Consider the following 20,352-nt stretch of genomic DNA (forward strand, 5'->3'; position numbering starts at 1 on the left):
CCGGAAACCGGATTTCGGGGTTCGGGATGGAGAAGCCCCCGGAAAATCCGGATGAACCGGCAAGCGGTTCCGATCCATGCCGCGCCGGGCCGCCGAAAGAGGCAAAAGGGTTGGGCTCCCGACCGCTTCCGGATCGGGAGCTCAACGCCATCATTTGGTATAGTCGCTCAGTGTGCGTTTGACGGCATCCTCCCAGCCGGCCTTTGCCGCCGTGACCTTCTCCTCCTCCATCGCCGGCTCGAAGACACGGTCGATCTGCCACTGCTTGCGGATCTCGTCGATGCTCGACCAGTAGCCCACGGCCAGTCCGGCCAGGTAGGCGGCGCCCATGGCCGTCGTCTCGACGATCTGCGGACGGATGACCTTCGTACCGAGAATGTCGGCCTGGAACTGCATGAGCAGGTTGTTGCGCGAGGCGCCGCCGTCGACCTTCAACTCCTTGAGCGGAATGCCCGCATCGCGCGACATGGCCGCCGTGATGTCCATCGTCTGGAAGGCGATACCCTCGAGTGCCGCACGGGCGATGTGGGCCGTCGTCGTGCCGCGGCTGATGCCGATGATCGTTCCGCGGGCGTACTGGTCCCACCACGGGGCGCCGAGGCCCGTCAGTGCCGGAACGAAATAGACTCCGTTCGTGTCGGGCACGCGCGAAGCCAGCTCCTCGACCTCCGACGAGGAGTGGATCACGCCCAGTCCGTCGCGCAGCCACTGCACGACCGATCCGCCGACGAAGATACTTCCCTCGAGGGCGTAGTTTACCTTGTCGCCGATCTTCCACGCCACGGTCGTCAACAGGTTGTTCTGCGACAGAATCGGCTTCTCGCCGCTGTTCATCAGCAGGAAGCAGCCCGTGCCGTAGGTATTCTTCACCATGCCCGGCTCGGTGCACATCTGTCCGAAGAGGGCCGCCTGCTGGTCGCCGGCAATGCCCGAAATGGGCACCTTGTGGGCGAAGATCGTCGTTTTGGTATGGCCGTATACCTCGCTCGAGGACTTCACCTCGGGCATCATCGAACGCGGAATCTTGAACAGATCGAGCAGCTCCTGGTCCCAATCCAGCGTGTGGATGTTGAAGAGCATCGTACGCGAGGCGTTGCTCACGTCCGTCACGTGCACCTCGCCGCGCGTCAGGCGCCAGATCAGCCACGTATCCACCGTACCGAACATCAGTTTGCCCATCTCGGCGCGTTTGCGGGCCCCCGGAACGTTATCGAGAATCCACTTGATCTTCGTGGCGCTGAAGTAGGCGTCGATGATCAGACCGGTCTTCTGCCGGATCATATCCGTAAGGCCCTGGTTCTTCAGTTCGTCGCAGTAATCCGACGTACGGCGGTCCTGCCACACGATGGCATTGTAGACCGGTTCTTCGGTGTCCGAATCCCACACGATGGTTGTCTCGCGCTGGTTCGTGATGCCGATACCGGCAAGGTTCAGACCGTTGATGTCCATCATCGTAATGGCCTCGGCGATCACCGACGCCTGCGAAGACCAGATCTCGTGCGGATCGTGCTCGACCCAGCCCGATTTGGGGAAGATCTGACGGAATTCGCGCTGAGCAACAGCGCAAGTCGTACCTCGCTCGTCGAAAACAATGGCGCGGGAACTGCTCGTCCCCTGATCAAGTGCAAGAATGTACTGTTTCATAATAGTTTGTGGTTGGTTTTGGTAAATTGGTCAATTTGACAGGCGGTCCTCCGCAAGCCCCCTCCGACAGGGCGGAATCCGCTCCCCGGGCCGCAAGCCGGATCCCTCGTGTCAGACCAGCCGCGAGGCAAGGATATGCAGCGGATGCTCGCAGGGCTTCGAGGTCGACATTTCGATCTGCCACTTGCACGTCTCGCAGTCCGTGGCGACGATGTCGGCCCCCGAGGCCTCGATCTGCCGGAACAGCGGAGCTCCGATGGCCTGCGAGGCCTCGTAGTTCTCCTTCTTGAAGCCGTACGTGCCGCCGATGCCGCAGCACTGCGAGTCGAGCACCGTCACCTCGACGCCGGGAATCATCCGCAGCAGTTCGATCGAATAGTAGCTCCAGCCCATCTTCTCCATGTGGCACGGCGTGTGGTAGGCCACCCGCAGCGGCGTCGTATCCTTGAACTTCAGCTGCATGTCGCCCCGCTGGAGCAGACGGTAGATGTAGCGTGTGGCCAGCTCGATGTGGTCGCGCACGTCGGCATTCTCCAGTTCGAGCAGGTGGGGATACTCGTCGCGCAGCGTGAAGGTACAGGTCGACGAGGTGGTGATGACGTCCATGTTGCGCCCCTTGACGGACGTGCGGATCGACCGCAGGTTGGTCTCGGCCTGGCGCCGCGCCTGCTTGTAGAGGCCGTTCGAGATCAGCGCCACGCCGCAGCACTGCTCGCGGTCGAGCAGCTGCACGCCGTAGCCCAGCGCATTCATGATCCGCAGCAGGTCCTTGCCCAGTTGCGGATTGTTGTAGTTGACGTAGCAGCCGTGGAAGTAGGCCACCTGGTGCGGGAAGGCCTCCTGCTCGGCGGCGGCATGTTTGCGGTACCACGACGTGAAGGTGCCGTGGGCGTACCTCGGGAAGATGCGCCGGTGGTCGATGCCCATCACCTTGTCCATCACCACGCGCACGGGCTTGAGCTTCACCGTGGCGTTGACGATCGGCGCAAAGGGGGTGGCCAGCGTGCCCACGAGGTCCGTATTGGCCAGCACGAAGTTCCGAAGCGAGGTGTTGTGCTGCGGGCCGTACTTGATGCGGGCCGCCTGGATGATGTCACCGATGCGCACGTTCGAGGGGCAGGCCACTTCGCAACGCTTGCAGTTCATGCAATATTTCAGCGCATTGTCGAAGAAGTCGGGGCGCTTGAGACGCAGCCGTTCACCGTCGGGTCCGGCCTGCTTCGGGCCCGGATAGTCGGGATTCACCGCCGCAACGGGGCAGTACACCGTGCAGACCGTACACTTGATGCACTGTTCGAAATTGTTCTCACTGACGCTGTTCTGCTGTATGTTCATGGTCGTATAGCTTTTTATCGGATGGTCAATTCTTCAGAATGCGCTCCGCCACGTGGAGGGCCGAAAGGAGCGAAACACCCGCGCCGCACTCCTCCTGCACGGGATGGAAGCCCGAAAGACCGGCTCCGGCGCAGTAGAGATTTTCGAGCGCCGAGCCACTCTTCATGACCCGCAGACCGGCATCCGTGCGGACGCCGAAGGCCTGGTAGGCCTGACGGTCGAAGAAGCGGAGCGTATACCACTCCGAACGGCCGCCGGCGTAGACCGTATCGGCCCCGAAGACCGGTTCGACAATCCGGTCGGGCGTCGCCACCAGCCCCTTGCTGAAGAAGCTGCCCGTCGCCAGCACGAAGCATTCGGCCTCGAAGGGGATGTTGCCGTGGTTGGCCGTGAAGATCCGCCGCACGCGGCCCTGCTCCGTCTCGGCACGCAGCACGCTGTCGCCCAGAAAATACTCGCCGCCCAACGCCCTGAACCGGTGCTGCAGCGCCTGCTGGGCCCGGATGCCCGGAATCGACGGCGGAAGGGTGGGAAGCAGGTGGATCGGAGTGTCGACCCGCGACCGCAGATAGGCGAGCGAATCGTTGCGGTTCAATCCGATTACGGCCGGGACGATCAGGGCGTCGCATCCCTCGGACAACTTGCGCAGCGATTCGGAAAGCGCCTCCAGATTGGCTTCGCGGTCGAACACCCGGGCGATGTTGGCCGAACGCATCTCGCTCGGATTGCGCCGGATCTGCTCCAGATCGGGGTGATTGAAGTTGCCGAAACGGCACTCCACGCCCTGGCGATTGAACTCCTCGGCGATGAACTCCGGATAGAAATCCAGAAAACCCTCGATGTTGGCGATGCATACGCGACGGAAGGGGAGGCGACCCGCCTCCTCCGTGGTCAGATAACCGTCGATGGTCAGCCACGTGGCCTTCGTCTTTCCGAGCGGCGTAATCCGGAAGTGGTTGCGGCGGCTGTCGCCCGCAACCGGGACGCCGGCCCGGCGCAGCAGCTCCGGAGCCTCCCCGGCATGGCGGGCGCAGGAGTCGGCGCCGATCACGGCATAGGGGTGCGTCGGGCACTGTCGGGCCAGCGTTGCGATGCCCGCCACGGGATCGCTGACCGCCGTGCCGTCGGGCAGGTGTCCCAACAGGTCGAACGACCCCGACGAAAAGTGAATGGCACTCTGTCCTTGCGAGACGATCGCACAGCGCTGTCCCGCTTCGGCCAGGCGGATGCCGCACGTCATGCCGGCCAGTCCGCCACCGATAATTACCGTATCGAATCTCATTTTGATGCTGTTTTTTCTTCGTCCGACAATCCGCAAACACTCTCGTAGACCCACGTCATGTATTCGCTTTCACGCAGCGTGTCGCCCCACGCAATGGGCTCCATGCCCTTCCAGCGCTCGTTCAGGAACGAAACCAGATCGGCCTTCGCCCGGCGGGCACAGATCGGGTCGCGACGCCCCATCAGACCCGCCGCCCGGCAGGCGCACAACTCGCCCTGACAGGTTCCCATTCCGATACGCGTCCGACGCCGCAGATCGATCAGGTTGTTCACCGAAAGGTTCTCCAGCGCGTACTCCACCTCGCCGATCGAGACCTCCTCGCATTCGCACACCAGGCTGTTCTGGATCGACGTGCGGCTGTCGATCTTCACGGCCAGATCGCCGTGGCGCGAAATCGACGAACGCCGCTGTGCCACGGGGCGGTTGCGCATCTTGCGGTCGACCTCCTCGCGGCTCTCCGCCGAGCCCGGCAGGGGAATCTCCGCCGTGCGGCACTTCTCGCCGTTGCCGATCTTCTTGCAGATGAGATCCGTGGCCCATTCGGCCATCAGACGGTAGGTCATCAGCTTGCCGCCCGTGATGGTGATGAATCCCTCGAGGCCGTCGCGCGTGGCGTGGTCCAGCAGCACGATGCCGCGGCTGACGGTGCGTCCGCTCGGGTCGTCGTCCGAGGCCACCAGCGGCCGCACACCCGCATAAGCCCGCAGGATGCGTGTCGTGGCCAGCGACGGAGCCAGCTTCTCGCCCTCGCGCAGCAGCAGGTCAACCTCGTCGGGCGTGATGACCATGTTGTCAATCTGGTCGTAGGGGACCTTGCTCGAGGTGGTTCCGATGAGCGAGATCGTATCGCCAGGGACCAGAATATCGGCGTCGGCCGGCTTGCGGCAGCGGTTCAGCACCAGGTTGTTCACCCGGTGGCCGAAGATCAGCAGCGCCCCCTTGGCCGGAAGCATGCTGACCGTAATGCCCACCTTGGCGGCAATGCCGTGGCCCCAGATGCCTCCCGCATTGACCACCACCTGCGCGTAGAACTTCCCGGAACAATGGCGCCGGTGATCGTAGGCCTCGACGCCGATGATGCGGTCCTGCTCGCGCAGCAGCTCCATGACTTCGGTATAGGTACGGATCTCGGCACCGTGAGCCTTGGCATCGAGGATGTTCGACGAGGTGAGCCGGAAGGGGTCCACCGCACCGTCGGGAACCCGCACGGCACCGATCAGCGCCGGGTTGGCCGAAGGTTCGAGGCGCAACGCCTCCTTCGGGTCGATGACCTCGGCGCGGATCCCGGCCCGGCGGCAGGCATCCACGAAAACGGACTGATATTCCAACCCGTCTTCGGGAAGTGAAATAAACAGTCCGTCGGTCTGCTCGACGCAATGCGCCGCTATTTTTCGCAGGATCATGTTTTCGCGGATACACTCCACGGCCGATTCGTGATCCGTCACGGCATATCGGGCGCCGCTGTGCAACAGGCCATGGTTGCGCCCGGTCGCGCCGGTCGAGATATCGGAACGCTCCAGCAGCAGGGCCCTGATTCCGCGCAGCGAGCAGTCTCGGGCAATTCCCGCGCCGGTGGCACCGCCTCCGATGATGATGACATCGTACGTATTGTCCATAGGTCGAAGAATTAAGTCATGACAAATATAAATACTTTTTTCCGAGGAAACAAAATAAAACGAAATAATTTTATTTCATTTTATTTCGAAAATAACTTAACAGCTCTTCAATAGACCCCTTAATTCAGGAATTCAAAATAAAACAAAAGCATTTTACTTGTTTTGCGAAATACCCGGATTCCATTCGAAATTACGGTGCAGAAGCGATTTCCGCAAACCCGACCGGAGCGTTTCCGCCCGTCTTGCACCGGCTCACTGCATCGAAGTATATCCATATTTCACCAAAATTATTATCTTTGCACTCAAATTTCATTCCCGAACTCTCATCTGCAGCGATTACGCCCTCGCGCGAAACCGAGCGTGACGAAGATTCGGGAATGTGAAATCGGATCGATGCCTGCGACCACACCGGCCATGTGTTCGTCCTTACGGACGGCCATCCCGAAATCCGTTCGAAGACTCCTTCCGCAAGGTATATATAATGTATGGCATCCGGCCCCGCATCAGATTCCGGATTCACAGAATCTCCTCGCGGCCAATCCGGACAACCAGGCGAAATGCCGCATTTGGAGAGTTTCGACGAAAAATTGACAAACGAACCGAACGGTGTTTCCCGTTATACGGAACAGAATCCAAACCTTAGATATGACACAGATAGAAGGATCCATTTCACAGATCGTCGGACCGGTGGTGGACGTGACTTTCCAGCCCGATTCACCGGATTTCCGGCTCCCGGCCATCAACGACGCCATGGAGATCCACCGCGACGACGGCCGCTCGCTCATCGTCGAGGTCCAGCAGCACATCGGCGAGCACACCGTGCGCACCGTTGCCATGGACTCCACCGACGGACTGCGCCGCCACATGAAGGCCGTCGCCCTGGGCCACCCGATTTCGGTCCCCACGGGCGACCAGATCAAGGGGCGTCTGCTCAACGTCATCGGCTCCGAGATCGACGGCATGAAGCCCCTCGACCGGACCCACACGCTGCCCATCCACCGCGAACCCCCGAAGTTCGACGAACTGGCCACCTCGCAGGAGGTGCTGGCCACCGGCATCAAGGTCATCGACCTGCTCGAACCCTATGTCAAGGGGGGCAAGATCGGTCTTTTCGGCGGCGCCGGCGTGGGCAAAACGGTGCTCATCATGGAGCTGATCAACAACATCGCCAAGAAACACAACGGCTTTTCGGTCTTCGCCGGCGTGGGCGAGCGTACGCGTGAGGGCAACGACCTGCTGCGCGAGATGATCACCTCGGGCGTCATCCGCTACGGCGACGCCTTCCGCAAGAGCATGGACGAGGGACACTGGGACCTCTCGAAGGTCGACTACGACGAAGTGGCCAAATCGCAGGCCACACTCGTCTTCGGCCAGATGAACGAACCCCCCGGAGCCCGTATGTCGGTGGCCCTGTCGGGGTTGACCGCCGCCGAATCGTTCCGCGACAGCAAGGAGGAGGATGCGCCCAAGGATATCCTCTTCTTCATCGACAACATCTTCCGCTTCACGCAGGCCGGATCGGAGGTATCGGCCCTGCTGGGCCGTATGACCTCGGCCGTGGGCTATCAGCCGACGCTGGCCACCGAAATGGGCCGCATGCAGGAGCGTATCACCTCGACCAAGCACGGTTCGATCACCTCGGTACAGGCCGTCTATGTACCGGCCGACGACCTGACGGACCCCGCCCCGGCCACGACCTTCTCGCACCTCGATGCCACGACGGTGCTCAGCCGCAAGATCGCCGAGCTGGGTATTTATCCGGCCGTCGACCCGCTGGAGTCCACCTCGCGCATCCTCGACGCCAATATCGTCGGCGAGGAGCACTACACCACGGCCCAGCGCGTCAAGCAGATCCTCCAGCGCAACAAGGAGCTGCAGGACATCATCGCCATCCTCGGCATGGACGAACTCTCGGACGAGGACCGGCAGACGGTCAACCGCGCCCGCCGTATCCAGCGCTTCCTCTCGCAGCCCTTCTCCGTGGCCGAACAGTTCACGGGTGTTCCGGGGCAGATCGTCCCGATCGAGGAGACGATCCGCGGCTTCCGCATGATCCTCGACGGCGAGGTCGACTACCTGCCCGAGCAGGCCTTCCTCAATGTCGGGACGATCGACGACGCCATCCGCAAGGGCAAAGCGCTCCTGTCCAAAACCAAACAGAACTGATTCACCGGTAAAAACAACGCATTATGATCCTGACCATTGTAGCTCCCGGCGGCACGTTGTGCAACACGTCGACCGATCGGGTCTCGTTCCCGGGAACGGTGGGGCGCTTCACCGTCCTCAGAGGACACGCTCCGCTCATCGCGGGACTCGGCTGCGGAGAGATCGTCTATGCAGGCGAAGCAGGGGAGGTGCGTCTTCCGATCAAGAACGGATGCGTACGCGTCCATGAAGATCGAATCGAGGCCTGCGTCGAGCCGGCCGACGAATCGGTCACCAATAAAGAGGAGGTGAAACCATGATGAAGGCTTTTGCAAGAATCGCCGTGCTGCTCGCGCTGCTGATTCCGGCCGGAACCCTCCGTGCCGAAGAACAACAGCAGGAACCCGACATCAAGGCGATCGTTCTGGGACACATCGGCGACAGTTACGAATGGCGCGTTCTCTCGACCGCCGGCGGCGAGTGGAGCATTCCGCTGCCGGTGATCGTCCACAGCCCCTCAAGCGGCTGGCACTGCTTCTCGTCGTCGCGGCTGCGCGAAGGCGCCGAGTACGAAGGGCTGCGCATCGCCTCGGAGGGCGAGCATGCCGGCAAGATCGTCGAACGCCAGGCGGACGGTTCGGACCTGCGGCCGCTGGACCTCTCGCTGACCAAAACCGCCTCGGCCCTGCTGCTCAACAGTGCGATCCTGCTCTGCCTGGTGCTCGGTGCCGCCCGCTGGTACCGCCGCCACAAGGCCACGGACCGGGCTCCGAAAGGCTTCGTCGCCCTGTTCGAGATGCTCGTCTCGGGCATTCTGGACGGAGTCATCAAGCCCTGCGTCGGCCCCAACTACCGCAAGTTCGCCCCCTATCTGCTCACGGCCTTCTTCTTCATCTTCGTGAACAACCTCATGGGGCTGATTCCCTTCTTCCCGGGCGGCGCGAACGTCTCGGGCAATATCGCCGTGACGTTCATCCTGGCCCTGGCCACGTTCCTGGCCGTGAACATCTTCGGCACGAAGCACTACTGGAAGGACATTCTCTGGCCCGACGTTCCGGTCTGGCTCAAGGCCTTCCCGCTCATGCCGCTGATCGAGCTGGTGGGCATCTTCACCAAGCCCTTCGCCCTGATGATCCGACTGTTCGCCAACATGTTGGCCGGACACGCCGTCATCCTCAGCCTGACGTGCGTGATCTTCGCCACGGCCGGCATGGGGGCCGTCATCAACGGTTCGATGAGCTTCGCCTCGGTCCTCTTCTCGATCTTCATGTACTGTCTCGAACTGCTGGTTGCCGTCCTGCAGGCCTACGTCTTCACGATGCTCTCGGCCGTCTTCATCGGACTAGCCCAGGAGCGTCCCGAAAAGCACGCCGCCGAAACGGCCGACAACCACTGATCGCATACGAAAACGACTCGCAAAACAAAAACTGATAAAAACTCAAACAGCTATGGAAAATTTAGGTATTTTGGGCGCTGCAATCGGCGCAGGTCTGGCCGCCATCGGCGCAGGATTAGGTATCGGTAAAATCGGAGGTTCGGCCATGGAGGCCATCGGCCGTCAGCCCGAAGCCGCCGACAAGATCCGTACCAACATGATCATCATTGCGGCCCTGGTCGAGGGTGTTGCCCTCTTCGCCGTAGTAGTCTGCTTCCTGGCACTCTAATCCCAAAAATCGGTACGTGCCATGGGACTTCTGCAACCCGAATCGGGACTGCTGTTCTGGATGACGCTCGCCTTCGTGGTGGTCCTCGTCGTGCTGGCCCGCTACGGTTTCCCTGTCATCGTCAAGGCCATCGAGTCGCGCAAGGAGTATATCGACTCGTCGCTCGATGCCGCCCGGGAAGCCGAGCAGAAATGCGCCACGCTCGAGGCCCGCAGCCGTGAGATCATCAATGAGGCCGAGGTCCGGCGCAACGAAATCCTGCGGGAGGCCGACACCGAACGCAAACAGATTCTGGCCGACGCCCGTCAGAAGGCCGAAAGCGAAGGCGCCCGACTCCTCGAAAAGAGCCGCCTGCAGGCTGAAACCGAACGGACCGCCATCCTGGCCGATGCCAAACGGGAGATCGCCGCGCTGGCCGTGGCCATCACCGAACGCATGCTGCGCCAGGATCTCGACAACCGGGAGGCCCAGACGCAGCTGGCTTCGCGCCTGATGGAGGAGCTCGATCCGAAAAACCGCAAGACATGGACACCGGATTGATCGCCCGCCGCTATGCCCGGGCCCTGGCCGACTTTGCCGAACCGAAGGGTGAGATGAAACGGGTGGCCGAAGAGGCCGAAGCGTTCATCGAAGCCTACAACGGCAGCATGGAACTCCGCGAGGTGCTCACCTCGCCGGTCCTGACGGCCGACGCAAAGCTCGATGTCGTGCGCAAGGCCTTCGATCACGAACTTTCGGCTTCGTTCGAAGGCTTCCTGCGGCTGGTCATCCGCCATCACCGCGAGAAGTGGCTCTGCTTCATGCTGCCGGCCTTCGTCGGTATCTACAAGCAGCGCTGCGGCATCGTCGACATGACACTCACGACGGCCGCCGAGGTCGACGGTGACTTCGTCAACCGGCTCTCGGCCCAGGTCGGCACAGTCACGCACAGCCGCGAGGTCCGCGTCCACCGCAAGGTCGATCCGTCGCTCATCGGCGGCTTCCGCTTCCGCATCGACGACCGGCTGCTGGATGCCAGCATCGCCACGCAGCTTCGCCGCGTAGAACAGAAACTGGGCAGACTGCCCGAAAGAAAGATTTGAATTTGAACATGAACAACAAAGAGAGAATAAAACCATCGGAAATCTCCGAAGTGCTCCTCTCCGAGCTCCAGGGGGTGGACCTCTCGGCACAGTATGCCGAGGTGGGCACCGTGCTGCAGGTCAGCGACGGCATGGTGCGGATCTACGGTCTGCAGAATGCCGAGGCCAACGAGCTGCTGGAGTTCGAGAACGGCATGCGCGCCGTGGTGATGAACCTCGAGGAGGACAACGTGGGTGCCGTGCTGCTGGGCTCGACCGACCGCGTCGAGGAGGGCGATCTGGTGCGCCGCACCGGTCGTACGGCCTCGATCCAGGTGGGCATGGGCATGCTCGGACGTGTGATCGATCCGCTGGGACAGCCGATCGACGGACTGGGCGAGATCGCGGGCGAACGCCTCGAACTGCCGCTCGAACGCAAGGCTCCGGGCGTGATCTTCCGCCAGCCGGTGACCGAACCCCTTCAGACCGGCATCAAGGCCATCGACGCCATGATCCCCATCGGCCGCGGACAGCGCGAGCTGATCATCGGCGACCGTCAGACGGGCAAGACCGCCATCGCCGTCGATACGATTCTGAACCAGCGTTCGAACTTCGAAGCCGGCGATCCGGTCTACTGCATCTACGTGGCCGTGGGGCAGAAGGCCTCGACGGTTGCCTCGCTGGTCGAGACGCTGCGGGCCCATGGCGCACTGGACTACACGATCATCGTGGCCGCCACGGCCGCCGATCCGGCCGCCATGCAGTACTTCGCCCCCTTTGCGGGTGCGGCCATCGGCGAGTTTTTCCGCGATACGGGCCGCCACGCGCTGGTGGTTTACGACGACCTCTCGAAGCAGGCCGTGGCCTATCGGGAGGTATCGCTCGTGCTGCGCCGTCCGTCGGGCCGCGAAGCCTATCCGGGCGACATCTTCTACCTGCACTCGCGTCTGCTGGAGCGTGCCGCCAAGATCATCGGCCAGCAGGAGGTCGCCGAGCAGATGAACGACCTGCCGGAATCGCTGCGCGGCAAGGTGCGCGGCGGAGGTTCGCTGACGGCCCTTCCGATCATCGAAACCCAGGCCGGCGACGTCTCGGCCTACATCCCGACCAACGTCATCTCGATCACCGACGGCCAGATCTTCCTCGATACGAACCTCTTCAACCAGGGCAACCGACCGGCCATCGACGTCGGTATCTCGGTATCGCGTGTGGGCGGCAGCGCCCAGATCAAGGCCATGAAGCAGGTGGCCGGAACGCTGAAGATCGACCAGGCGCAGTATCGCGAACTGGAGTCCTTCTCGCGCTTCTCGAGCGATCTGGACCCCGTAACGGCAGCCACGCTCGACCGCGGCCGCAAGAACACGCGTCTGCTCGTGCAGCCGCAGTACAGCCCGCTGTCGGTCGAGGAGCAGATCGCCGTCCTCTACTGCGGCACGCACGGACTGCTGCACGACATCACCATCGAACAGGTCCCCGAGTTCGAACACCTGCTGCTCGAACGGCTGCACACGACGGATATCCCCGAAGCGCTGCACAAGGGACAGCTCGACGAGGAGCTCGGCAAACGGATCGAATCGCTGGCCGCCAGTGTCACGACGGCCCTGAAGGCTAAAGCTTAAGGTCATGGCTGCGCTCAAAGAGATCAAGGCCCGGATCGCCTCGGTGGGCGGCACGCTGAAGATCACTTCGGCGATGAAGATGGTCGCATCGGCCAAACTGCACCACGTGCAGTCGGAGGCCGAGGCGCTGGCCGTCTACGAACGCCAGCTGGGCGCGATCACCGAGGCGTTGTTCCGCTATGCCGACGGGGAGCAGATCGAATCACCGCTGACGCTGCCCCACAAACTGCAGCAGCGGGCCGTCGTCGTGGCCGTGGCTTCGGACGGATCGCTCTGCGGAGGATTCAACGCCGAGGCCATCCGGCAGTTGGAGCACACGCTCGAAGCGTTGCGCGGTGAGGGATTTCAGCAGATCGAGGTGTGGCCCGTGGGGGAGAAGATGCTGGCCCATGTCCGCAAGAGCGGCTTGACGTTCAACGACTCGTTCCACACCCTCTCGGGTCATCACGACTATGCGGGAGCGGTTCGCCTGGCCGACCGGCTGATGGAGGACTTCGAAGCGGGGAGAGTCGACCGCGTGGTGCTGGTCTACAACCACTACGCCTCGATGAGCCGTCAGACGCCCCGCAGCGAGACGCTGCTTCCGCTGGAGGCGCGTCCGGGCGAGGGGCAGACGCTTTCCGAAGCGGACTACATCTGCGAGCCGTCGCCCCGCGAACTGCTCCGTGAACTGCTGCCGCTCGCGGTCCGCACCCGCATGTACGAGGTGTTGCTCGACAGCGCCACGGCCGAACACGCCGCCCGTACGGTGGCCATGCAGACCGCCTCGGACAATGCCCAGGAGCTGCTCGACGAGTTGAAACTCTTCTACAACAAACAGCGTCAGCAGGCCATCACCAACGAGCTGGCCGACATCGGTCAGGCCGATTAGGCGCCCGAAAACGGGCTGCGCATCTTCCAAAGGCGTCGGCGGGTCACATCGGATCCGCCGACGCCTTTTTCGTGAGCCGGCGGCAGGGAGGGGGTCGAATTGTGAATTTTTTAACAATTCATCGGGCCGGAGGTTGTATATCTTGAAGAAATTGCCTACTTTTGGGCTGAAATTCGGGCCCGTAAACCCGAATCCCGATTCCAGGCCCACAGGCCCAGAATCCCCAAAACCGCAGAGACACTGAAACACTCAAAAATCTGAATCAATGGATCATCTGAAAATTGCGGGTCCGGCACTTCCGGACATGCCCTGGGAGGAGCGTCCCGCAGGGTCGAACGAAGTCATGTGGCGTTATTCGGCCAACCCGGTCATCGGCCGTCATGCCCTTTCGACCTCCAACTCGATCTTCAACTCGGCCGTCGTGCCCTTCAAGAAGGGCAAGTACAACTTCGCCGGCGTCTTCCGCTGCGACGATACGAACCGCCGCATGCGCATCCACGCGGGCTTCTCCGTGGACGGCATGAAGTGGGACATCCAGGAGGAGGATTTCCATCTCGAAGGGGCCGATCCCGAAGTGGGTGAGTGGGTCTACGGCTACGACCCGCGCGTGGCAAAGATCGACGACAAGTACTACGTAACGTGGTGCAACGGCTACCACGGTCCGACGATCGGCGTGGCCTGGACCGACGACTTCGAGACGTTCCACCAGCTGGAAAACGCCTTCCTGCCCTATAACCGCAACGGCGTGATGTTCCCGCGCAAGATCAACGGCCGCTTCGCCATGCTGTCGCGTCCGAGCGACACGGGCCATACGCCCTTCGGCGACATCTTCTATTCGGAGAGCCCCGATCTGGAGTTCTGGGGACACCACCGTCATGTGATGTCGCCCGCGGCGTTCGAGGTTTCGGCCTGGCAGTGCATGAAGATCGGCGCCGGCCCGATTCCGATCGAGACGTCCGAGGGGTGGCTGCTGTTCTACCACGGCGTGCTGCGTTCGTGCAACGGCTATGTCTACGCCTTCGGCTCGGCGCTGCTCGACCTCGACCAGCCGTGGAAGGTGCTGGCCCGCAGCGGCCCGTATCTGATCTCGCCGCGCGAGACGTACGAGTGCATGGGCGACGTGCCGAACGTCACGTTCCCCTGCGCGGCGCTGCACGACCCCGCAACGGGACGCGTGGCCGTCTACTACGGATGCGCCGATACGGTCACCGGGCTTGCTTTCGGATACATCCCCGAGATCATCGAATTCACGAAGAAAAACTCGATCCTCTGATGTTGCTGCGACGAACGCTCATACTGGCTGCGCTCGCCGCAGCCTTTTTCCGCACCCAGGCACAGGGTGCGGAACCGGCGGCGTGGGTCGACCCCTTCATCGGAACCACCAACTTCGGAGCCACGAATCCCGGTGCCGTCCTTCCGAACGGCATGATGGCCGTGGTGCCGTTCAACGTCATGGGCTCCGACAAGAACGTCTATGACAAGGATGCCCGCTGGTGGTCGACCCCCTATGAGTACCACAACAAGTTCTTCACGGGTTTCGCCCACGGAGCGCTGAGCGGCGTAGGATGTCCCGACATGGGATCACTGCTGACAATGGCCACGACGGGTGAACTGCGCCCCGACTACCGCGAATACGGCTCGGAGTACAGCGACGAGGTGGCCTCGCCGGGCTACTACGCCGTGAGCCTCTCGAAATACGGCATCCGGGCCGAAGCCACGGCCACGGCCCGCACGTCGGTCGAACGCTATACGTTCCCCGAAGGCAAGGGCAACCTGCTGCTGAATCTGGGCGAGGGGCTCACGAACGAATCGGGGGCCATGGTGCGCCGCGTGAGCGATACGGAGATCGAGGGCATGAAGCTGCTCGGCACCTTCTGCTACAACCCGCAAAAGGTCTTCCCGGTCTACTTCGTGCTGCGGGTCTCGAAGGCGCCGCGGGCTGCGGGCTACTGGAAAAAGCAGCGCCCGATGACGGGCGTCGAGGCCGAATGGACGCCCGATAACGGCCGCTACAAGTTCTATAACGAATACGGCTGCGAGATGGCAGGCGACGACATCGGCTACTGGTTCACGTACGACGACCTCGCGGCGGGCGAGCAGATCGAGGTGCGGATGGGTATCTCGTATGTCTCGATGGAGAACGCCCGGCTCAATCTGGAGGCCGAGCAACCGGACGGGACGACCTTCGATGCGATCCGCACCGCGGCCCGATCCCGCTGGAATGCCGATCTGGGGCGCATCCGCGTCGAGGGCGGCACGGACGACCAACGCAAGGTCTTCTACACGGCGCTCTACCATGCGCTGATCCACCCGAACCTCCTGAACGACATCAACGGCGAGTACCCCGTAATGGAGCACTCGGGACACGTGGGCGTCACGTCGGGCGACCGCTATACGGTCTTCTCGCTGTGGGACACCTACCGCAACGTCCACCAGCTGCTGACGCTGGTCTATCCCGAGCGGCAGGTGGAGATGGTGCGCTCGATGATCGACATCTCGCGCGAGTGGGGTTGGATGCCCCGCTGGGAGCTCTACGGCCGCGAGACCTTCACGATGGAGGGCGACCCGGCCATTCCGGTGATCGTCGACACGTGGATGAAGGGGCTGCGCGATTACGACATCGAGGCGGCCTATGCCGCTTTCCGCAAGTCGGCCACCACGCCCGGCGCGCAGAACCCCCTGCGGCCCGATATCGACCCCTACATCGAGCGGGGCTACATTCCGCTGGGAGTCTACTCGCAGGATCTTGCGGGTGACCTCTCGGTCTCGCACGCCCTGGAGTACTACGTGGCCGACGCGGCACTGGCCCGGCTGGCCGATTCACTCGGTCACCGGGAGGATGCGCAGATGTTCCGCCAGCGCTCGCTCGGGTACCGCCACTACTACGACAAGGAGTACGGCACGCTGCGTCCGATCAACGGGGACGGCACGTTCCTCACACCGTTTGATCCGAAGGCCGGCGAGAACTTCTCGACGGCACCCGGCTTCCACGAAGGATCGGCCTGGAACTATACGTTCTATGTGCCGCACGATGTCGAGGGACTCGTCCGGCTCATGGGAGGCCGCAAGCGCTTCGTCGAGAAGCTGCAGGCGGTCTTCGACGAGGGCCACTACGACCCGGCCAACGAGCCCGACATCGCCTATGCCTATCTCTTCAGCCGCTTCCCCGGCGAGGCGTGGCGCACGCAGCGCGAAACTCGGCGGCTGCTCGACAAATACTTCACCGTCAAACCCGACGGCATCCCGGGCAACGACGACACGGGAACAATGTCGGCCTGGGCCGTCTTCACCATGCTGGGCTTCTATCCCGACTGCCCGGGCGAGCCGGCCTACACGATCACCACTCCGACGTTCGACCGGGCCGAGATCGACACGCCGCAGGGCGTGCTGACGATCGAGAAGCGCGGCGAAGGATACATCCGCCGCATGACACTCGGCGGCAAACCCCTGACGACCTACCGCGTGGCCCACGACGAACTGCTGCGCGGCGGTCAACTGACCCTTGAACTTCAAAACTCGAAACATCAATGAGAATCACACACTTGCTGAGCACAGCGGCATTTGCCGTCCTGCTGGCCGCCTGCTCACAGCCACAGCCCGCGGAGAGTCTGACCCGCTGGGTCGACCCCAAAATCGGAACCGGCGGCCACGGACACGTCTTCGTCGGCGCCAACGTTCCGTTCGGACTCGTACAGGTGGGCCCGACGAGCATCCCGCAGGAGTGGGACTGGGTCTCGGGCTACCACGCTTCGGACTCAACGGTGATCGGCTTCTCGCACACGCACCTCAGCGGTACGGGAATCGGGGACCTCTTTGACGTGACGCTGATGCCCGTCGTCGGAGAGGTCGTCTATGCCCGCGGCACGGAGGAGGATCCCGCCTCGGGCCTCTGGTCCTATGCCGACCGCACGAAAGAGGTGGTCCGTCCGGGCTACTACTCGGTGCCGCTCCTGCGTTACGGCGTCAAGGCCGAGATGACCGCCACGTCGCGTGTCGGTCTGCACCGCTACACCTTCCCCGCAGCGGAGGATGCCGCCGTGGTCTTCGACCTCGAGAACGGCGGCTGCTGGGACAAGGCCACCGAGACAGGTTTCCGCTTCTCGGACGACAGTACGCGCATCTGCGGCTGGCGTTACTCGGAAGGGTGGGCCAAGGACCAGCGGGTCTATTTCGTGGCCGAGTTCTCGAAGCCTGCCAAAGCGATTACCTACCTGCAGCCGGGCGAGTTGGACGATTCCAAGATGCCCCGGGTCAACGCCCGTTATGCCCGTGTGGATTTCGACACGGCGGAGGGCGAACAATTGCTCGTGAAGGTGGCCCTGTCGCCCGTAAGCATCGAGGGTGCGGAGGCGAACCTGGCGGCCGAACTCCCGGGGTGGGATTTCGAAGCCGTCGCTGCGGCGGCCGATGCCGCCTGGAACGAGGAGCTCTCGCGGGTGAAGATCTCGACCCCGGACGAGACCGCGAAGCGGATCTTCTACACGGCGCTCTACCACACGATGGTGGCCCCGTCGGAGTTCTGCGACGCCAACGGCGACTACCGCGGAGCCGACGGCCAGGTGCACGAAAACCCCGGCTACACGACCTACACGACCTTCTCGCTGTGGGATACCTACCGCACGGCCATGCCGCTGATGACGCTGCTCCATCCGGACCGCATGCCGGACATCATCAACACGATGCTGGCCATTGCCGACGAACAGGGCCGTCTTCCGGTCTGGCACCTCTGGGGCAACGAGACGGACTGCATGGTGGGCAACCCGGGAATCCCCGTGGTGGCCGACGCCATCGTCAAGGGAATCGGGGGCTTCGACCGTGAGCACGCCTTCGAGGCCATCCGCAAGACGGCGATGAATCCCGACCGCGGCAACGGTCTGCGCATGAAGTTCGGCTACATTCCGTGTGATCTGTTCAACGAGGCCGTGGCCTACGACATGGAGTATGCGCTGGCCGACGGAGCCGCCGCCCGCGCAGCCAAGGCGCTGGGCAAGAAGGAGGACGAAGCCTACTTCACGAAGCGCAGCCACTCGTACCGCCACTACTTCGACCCTTCGACGGGCTTCATGCGCGGGCGCGACAGCCGCGGCGGATGGCGCACGCCGTTCAATCCGTTTGCCTCGACCCACCGCGCCGACGACTACTGCGAAGGCAACGCCTGGCAGTATACGTGGCTTGCACCGCACGACGTCAAGGGGCTCGAGGGGTGTTTCGGAAGCCGGGCTCGAATGCTCGAAAAACTCGATTCGCTCTTTACGGTCAGCTCCCTCATCCACGGCGATGCCACTTCCCCCGATATTTCGGGATTGATCGGTCAGTATGCCCACGGCAACGAGCCGAGCCACCACATCCTCTACCTCTACACGATGCTGGGCCAGCCGTGGAAGACGGCCGACCGGGTGCGCGAGGTGCTGACGACGCTCTACCACGACCAACCCGACGGACTCTCGGGCAACGAGGACGTAGGACAGATGTCAGCCTGGTACGTTCTCTCGTCGCTGGGCATGTACGAGGTCGAGCCGGCCGGAGGCCGCTACTGGTTCGGAGCTCCGCTGTTCGACCGGGCCGAGATTCGGGTACCGGGCGGAGTCTTCACCGTCGAGGCCCGCAACCTTTCAGCCGAAAACCGCTACATCCAGCGCGTATGGCTCAACGACCAGCCCTACACGAAAGGGTGGATCTCGCATACGGACGTGATGAAGGGCGGCAGTCTGGTCTTCGAGATGGGTTCGGAGCCCAAGGTCTGGTACTGCGCCGACGAGCCCGAGACGTATGCCGACCAGCGCCCTGCGGAGGGGGAACGACTTTTTAAGTCGGAAGCCGTTGAAGAGGAGATCGCCCGCGTGTGCGGTCTGCTGACCAACGAACGTCTGCGCTGGATGTTCGCCAACTGCTTCCCCAACACGCTCGACACGACGGTTCACTACCGCGAGGACGAGGAGGGCAACCCCTCGACCTATGTCTATACGGGCGACATCCCGGCCATGTGGCTCCGCGACTCGGGGGCCCAGGTTTGGCCCTACGTGCAGCTCTGCCCGCGCGACCCGAAGCTGCAGAAGATGATCGCCGGCGTCATCCGCCAGCAGATGCGGCTCATTGCGATCGACCCCTATGCCAACGCCTTCAACGACGGACCGACGGGTGCCGGCGAGGATGTCGGCTATCCGGGCAACACCCAGAACCCGTGGGTCTTCGAGCGCAAGTGGGAGATCGATTCGCACTGCTATCCGATCCGCCTGGCCCATCACTATTGGAAGACGACGGGCGACACGTCGGTCTTCGACGAGGCTTGGGTCGGGGCGATGCGGGCCATCCTCACCACGCTGCGAGAGCAGCAGATGAAGAAGGGGCCCGGCGACTACATCTTCCTGCGCGTGACGGACCGTCAGCTGGACACCCGCTGTCACGTCGGACGCGGCAATCCGGTGAAACCCGTCGGGCTGATCGTGTCGGCCTTCCGCCCGTCGGACGACGCCACGACCTTCGGCTTCCTCGTGCCGTCGAACTTCATGGCCGTCACGTCGCTGCGCAAGGCAGCCGAGATTCTCGCAACGGTCAACGGCGAGAAGGAGCTGGCCGACGAATGCACGGCGCTGGCCGACGAGGTGGCCGAGGCCCTGCAGAAGTATGCCGTGGTCGAACATCCGGAATACGGACGGATCTACGCCTTTGAGGTCGACGGCTTCGGCAGCGTGCAGCTGATGGACGATGCCAACGTGCCGTCGCTGCTGGCGATGCCCTATCTGGGCGACGTCGAGCGCACGGATCCCGTCTACGAGAATACGCGGCGCTTCGTCTGGAGCGAGGCGAATCCCTACTTCTGGCGCGGTGAGGCCGGCGAGGGGATCGGCGGTCCGCACATCGGCGTGGAGATGATCTGGCCGATGAGCATCATGATGCGGGCCTTCACCTCGACCGACGACCGGGAGATCCGCGACTGCATCGTCGCCCTGATGACCACCGATGCCGGCACGGGCTTCATGCACGAGTCCTTCTCGCGCCACGACGCCGCGAATTTCACCCGACCGTGGTTCGCCTGGCAAAACACGCTCTTCGGCGAGCTGATCCTCAAGCTGGTCAACGAGGGCAAAATCGATTTGTTGAACTCCATAAACTGA

At 62.8% G+C, this 20,352-nt stretch carries 15 protein-coding genes; 11 read left to right on the forward strand and 4 right to left on the reverse strand.

Features of this window, described 5'->3' with window-relative positions:
• Nucleotides 1–150: 150 nt before the first annotated feature.
• The 4 genes from glpK to glpA all read right to left on the reverse strand — a co-directional run bounded on the left by glpK (nucleotide 151) and on the right by glpA (nucleotide 5,877).
• On the reverse strand, nucleotides 151–1,644 hold the full coding sequence (gene glpK / locus B5G09_RS07740) for a glycerol kinase GlpK (RefSeq protein WP_122120814.1): 1,494 nt from the start codon (nucleotides 1,642–1,644) through the stop codon (nucleotides 151–153).
• Between the two features lie 111 nt (nucleotides 1,645–1,755).
• Nucleotides 1,756–2,979 carry an anaerobic glycerol-3-phosphate dehydrogenase subunit GlpC gene (glpC, locus tag B5G09_RS07745; RefSeq protein WP_087404725.1) on the reverse strand — a complete coding sequence of 408 codons (1,224 nt, stop codon included), beginning with the start codon at nucleotides 2,977–2,979 and terminating at the stop codon, nucleotides 1,756–1,758.
• A 25-nt stretch (nucleotides 2,980–3,004) separates the two neighbouring features.
• Nucleotides 3,005–4,261, reverse strand: a complete 1,257-nt coding sequence (glpB, locus tag B5G09_RS07750) for a glycerol-3-phosphate dehydrogenase subunit GlpB (protein ID WP_087310206.1) — start codon at nucleotides 4,259–4,261, stop codon at nucleotides 3,005–3,007.
• Complete coding sequence (gene glpA, locus B5G09_RS07755; RefSeq protein ID WP_087404726.1) at nucleotides 4,258–5,877, reverse strand: anaerobic glycerol-3-phosphate dehydrogenase subunit A; 1,620 nt, start codon at nucleotides 5,875–5,877, stop codon at nucleotides 4,258–4,260. The genes glpB and glpA overlap by 4 nt, the downstream gene beginning before the upstream one ends.
• 645 nt (nucleotides 5,878–6,522) lie before the next feature.
• Here glpA and atpD point away from each other — a divergent pair.
• The 11 genes from atpD to B5G09_RS14485 all read left to right on the forward strand — a co-directional run bounded on the left by atpD (nucleotide 6,523) and on the right by B5G09_RS14485 (nucleotide 20,352).
• Nucleotides 6,523–8,043: a F0F1 ATP synthase subunit beta gene (gene atpD, locus B5G09_RS07760; RefSeq protein ID WP_087404727.1), complete on the forward strand. Its 1,521-nt coding sequence runs from the start codon at nucleotides 6,523–6,525 to the stop codon at nucleotides 8,041–8,043.
• 23 nt (nucleotides 8,044–8,066) lie between these two features.
• The gene (locus B5G09_RS07765; protein WP_087404728.1) at nucleotides 8,067–8,342 is read left to right on the forward strand and encodes a hypothetical protein; all 276 of its coding nucleotides are present in this window, start codon (nucleotides 8,067–8,069) and stop codon (nucleotides 8,340–8,342) included.
• Nucleotides 8,342–9,418, forward strand: a complete 1,077-nt coding sequence (gene atpB, locus B5G09_RS07770) for a F0F1 ATP synthase subunit A (RefSeq protein WP_087404765.1) — start codon at nucleotides 8,342–8,344, stop codon at nucleotides 9,416–9,418. Before B5G09_RS07765 ends, atpB begins: the two co-directional genes overlap by 1 nt.
• Nucleotides 9,419–9,470: 52 nt before the next feature.
• The gene (gene atpE, locus B5G09_RS07775; protein WP_087404729.1) at nucleotides 9,471–9,686 is read left to right on the forward strand and encodes an ATP synthase F0 subunit C; all 216 of its coding nucleotides are present in this window, start codon (nucleotides 9,471–9,473) and stop codon (nucleotides 9,684–9,686) included.
• A 21-nt stretch (nucleotides 9,687–9,707) separates the two neighbouring features.
• Nucleotides 9,708–10,226: a F0F1 ATP synthase subunit B gene (gene atpF, locus B5G09_RS07780; protein ID WP_087404730.1), complete on the forward strand. Its 519-nt coding sequence runs from the start codon at nucleotides 9,708–9,710 to the stop codon at nucleotides 10,224–10,226.
• Nucleotides 10,211–10,768, forward strand: coding sequence for an ATP synthase F1 subunit delta (atpH, locus tag B5G09_RS07785; protein WP_087404731.1), 558 nt, complete (start codon nucleotides 10,211–10,213; stop codon nucleotides 10,766–10,768). The genes atpF and atpH overlap by 16 nt, the downstream gene beginning before the upstream one ends.
• 8 nt (nucleotides 10,769–10,776) lie before the next feature.
• A complete protein-coding gene (gene atpA, locus B5G09_RS07790) occupies nucleotides 10,777–12,366 on the forward strand; it encodes a F0F1 ATP synthase subunit alpha (protein WP_087404766.1) in 1,590 nt (529 codons plus the stop codon).
• A 4-nt stretch (nucleotides 12,367–12,370) separates the two neighbouring features.
• The gene (gene atpG, locus B5G09_RS07795) at nucleotides 12,371–13,237 is read left to right on the forward strand and encodes an ATP synthase F1 subunit gamma (protein WP_087404732.1); all 867 of its coding nucleotides are present in this window, start codon (nucleotides 12,371–12,373) and stop codon (nucleotides 13,235–13,237) included.
• A 265-nt stretch (nucleotides 13,238–13,502) separates the two neighbouring features.
• Nucleotides 13,503–14,510, forward strand: coding sequence for a glycoside hydrolase family 130 protein (locus B5G09_RS07800; protein WP_087404733.1), 1,008 nt, complete (start codon nucleotides 13,503–13,505; stop codon nucleotides 14,508–14,510).
• Nucleotides 14,510–16,768, forward strand: a complete 2,259-nt coding sequence (locus tag B5G09_RS07805; protein WP_087404734.1) for a GH92 family glycosyl hydrolase — start codon at nucleotides 14,510–14,512, stop codon at nucleotides 16,766–16,768. Before B5G09_RS07800 ends, B5G09_RS07805 begins: the two co-directional genes overlap by 1 nt.
• The gene (locus B5G09_RS14485; protein WP_087404735.1) at nucleotides 16,765–20,352 is read left to right on the forward strand and encodes a GH92 family glycosyl hydrolase; all 3,588 of its coding nucleotides are present in this window, start codon (nucleotides 16,765–16,767) and stop codon (nucleotides 20,350–20,352) included. The genes B5G09_RS07805 and B5G09_RS14485 overlap by 4 nt, the downstream gene beginning before the upstream one ends.

It is taken from the genome of Alistipes sp. An54 (genome assembly GCF_002159375.1).
GTDB classification, from domain to species: domain Bacteria; phylum Bacteroidota; class Bacteroidia; order Bacteroidales; family Rikenellaceae; genus Alistipes; species Alistipes megaguti.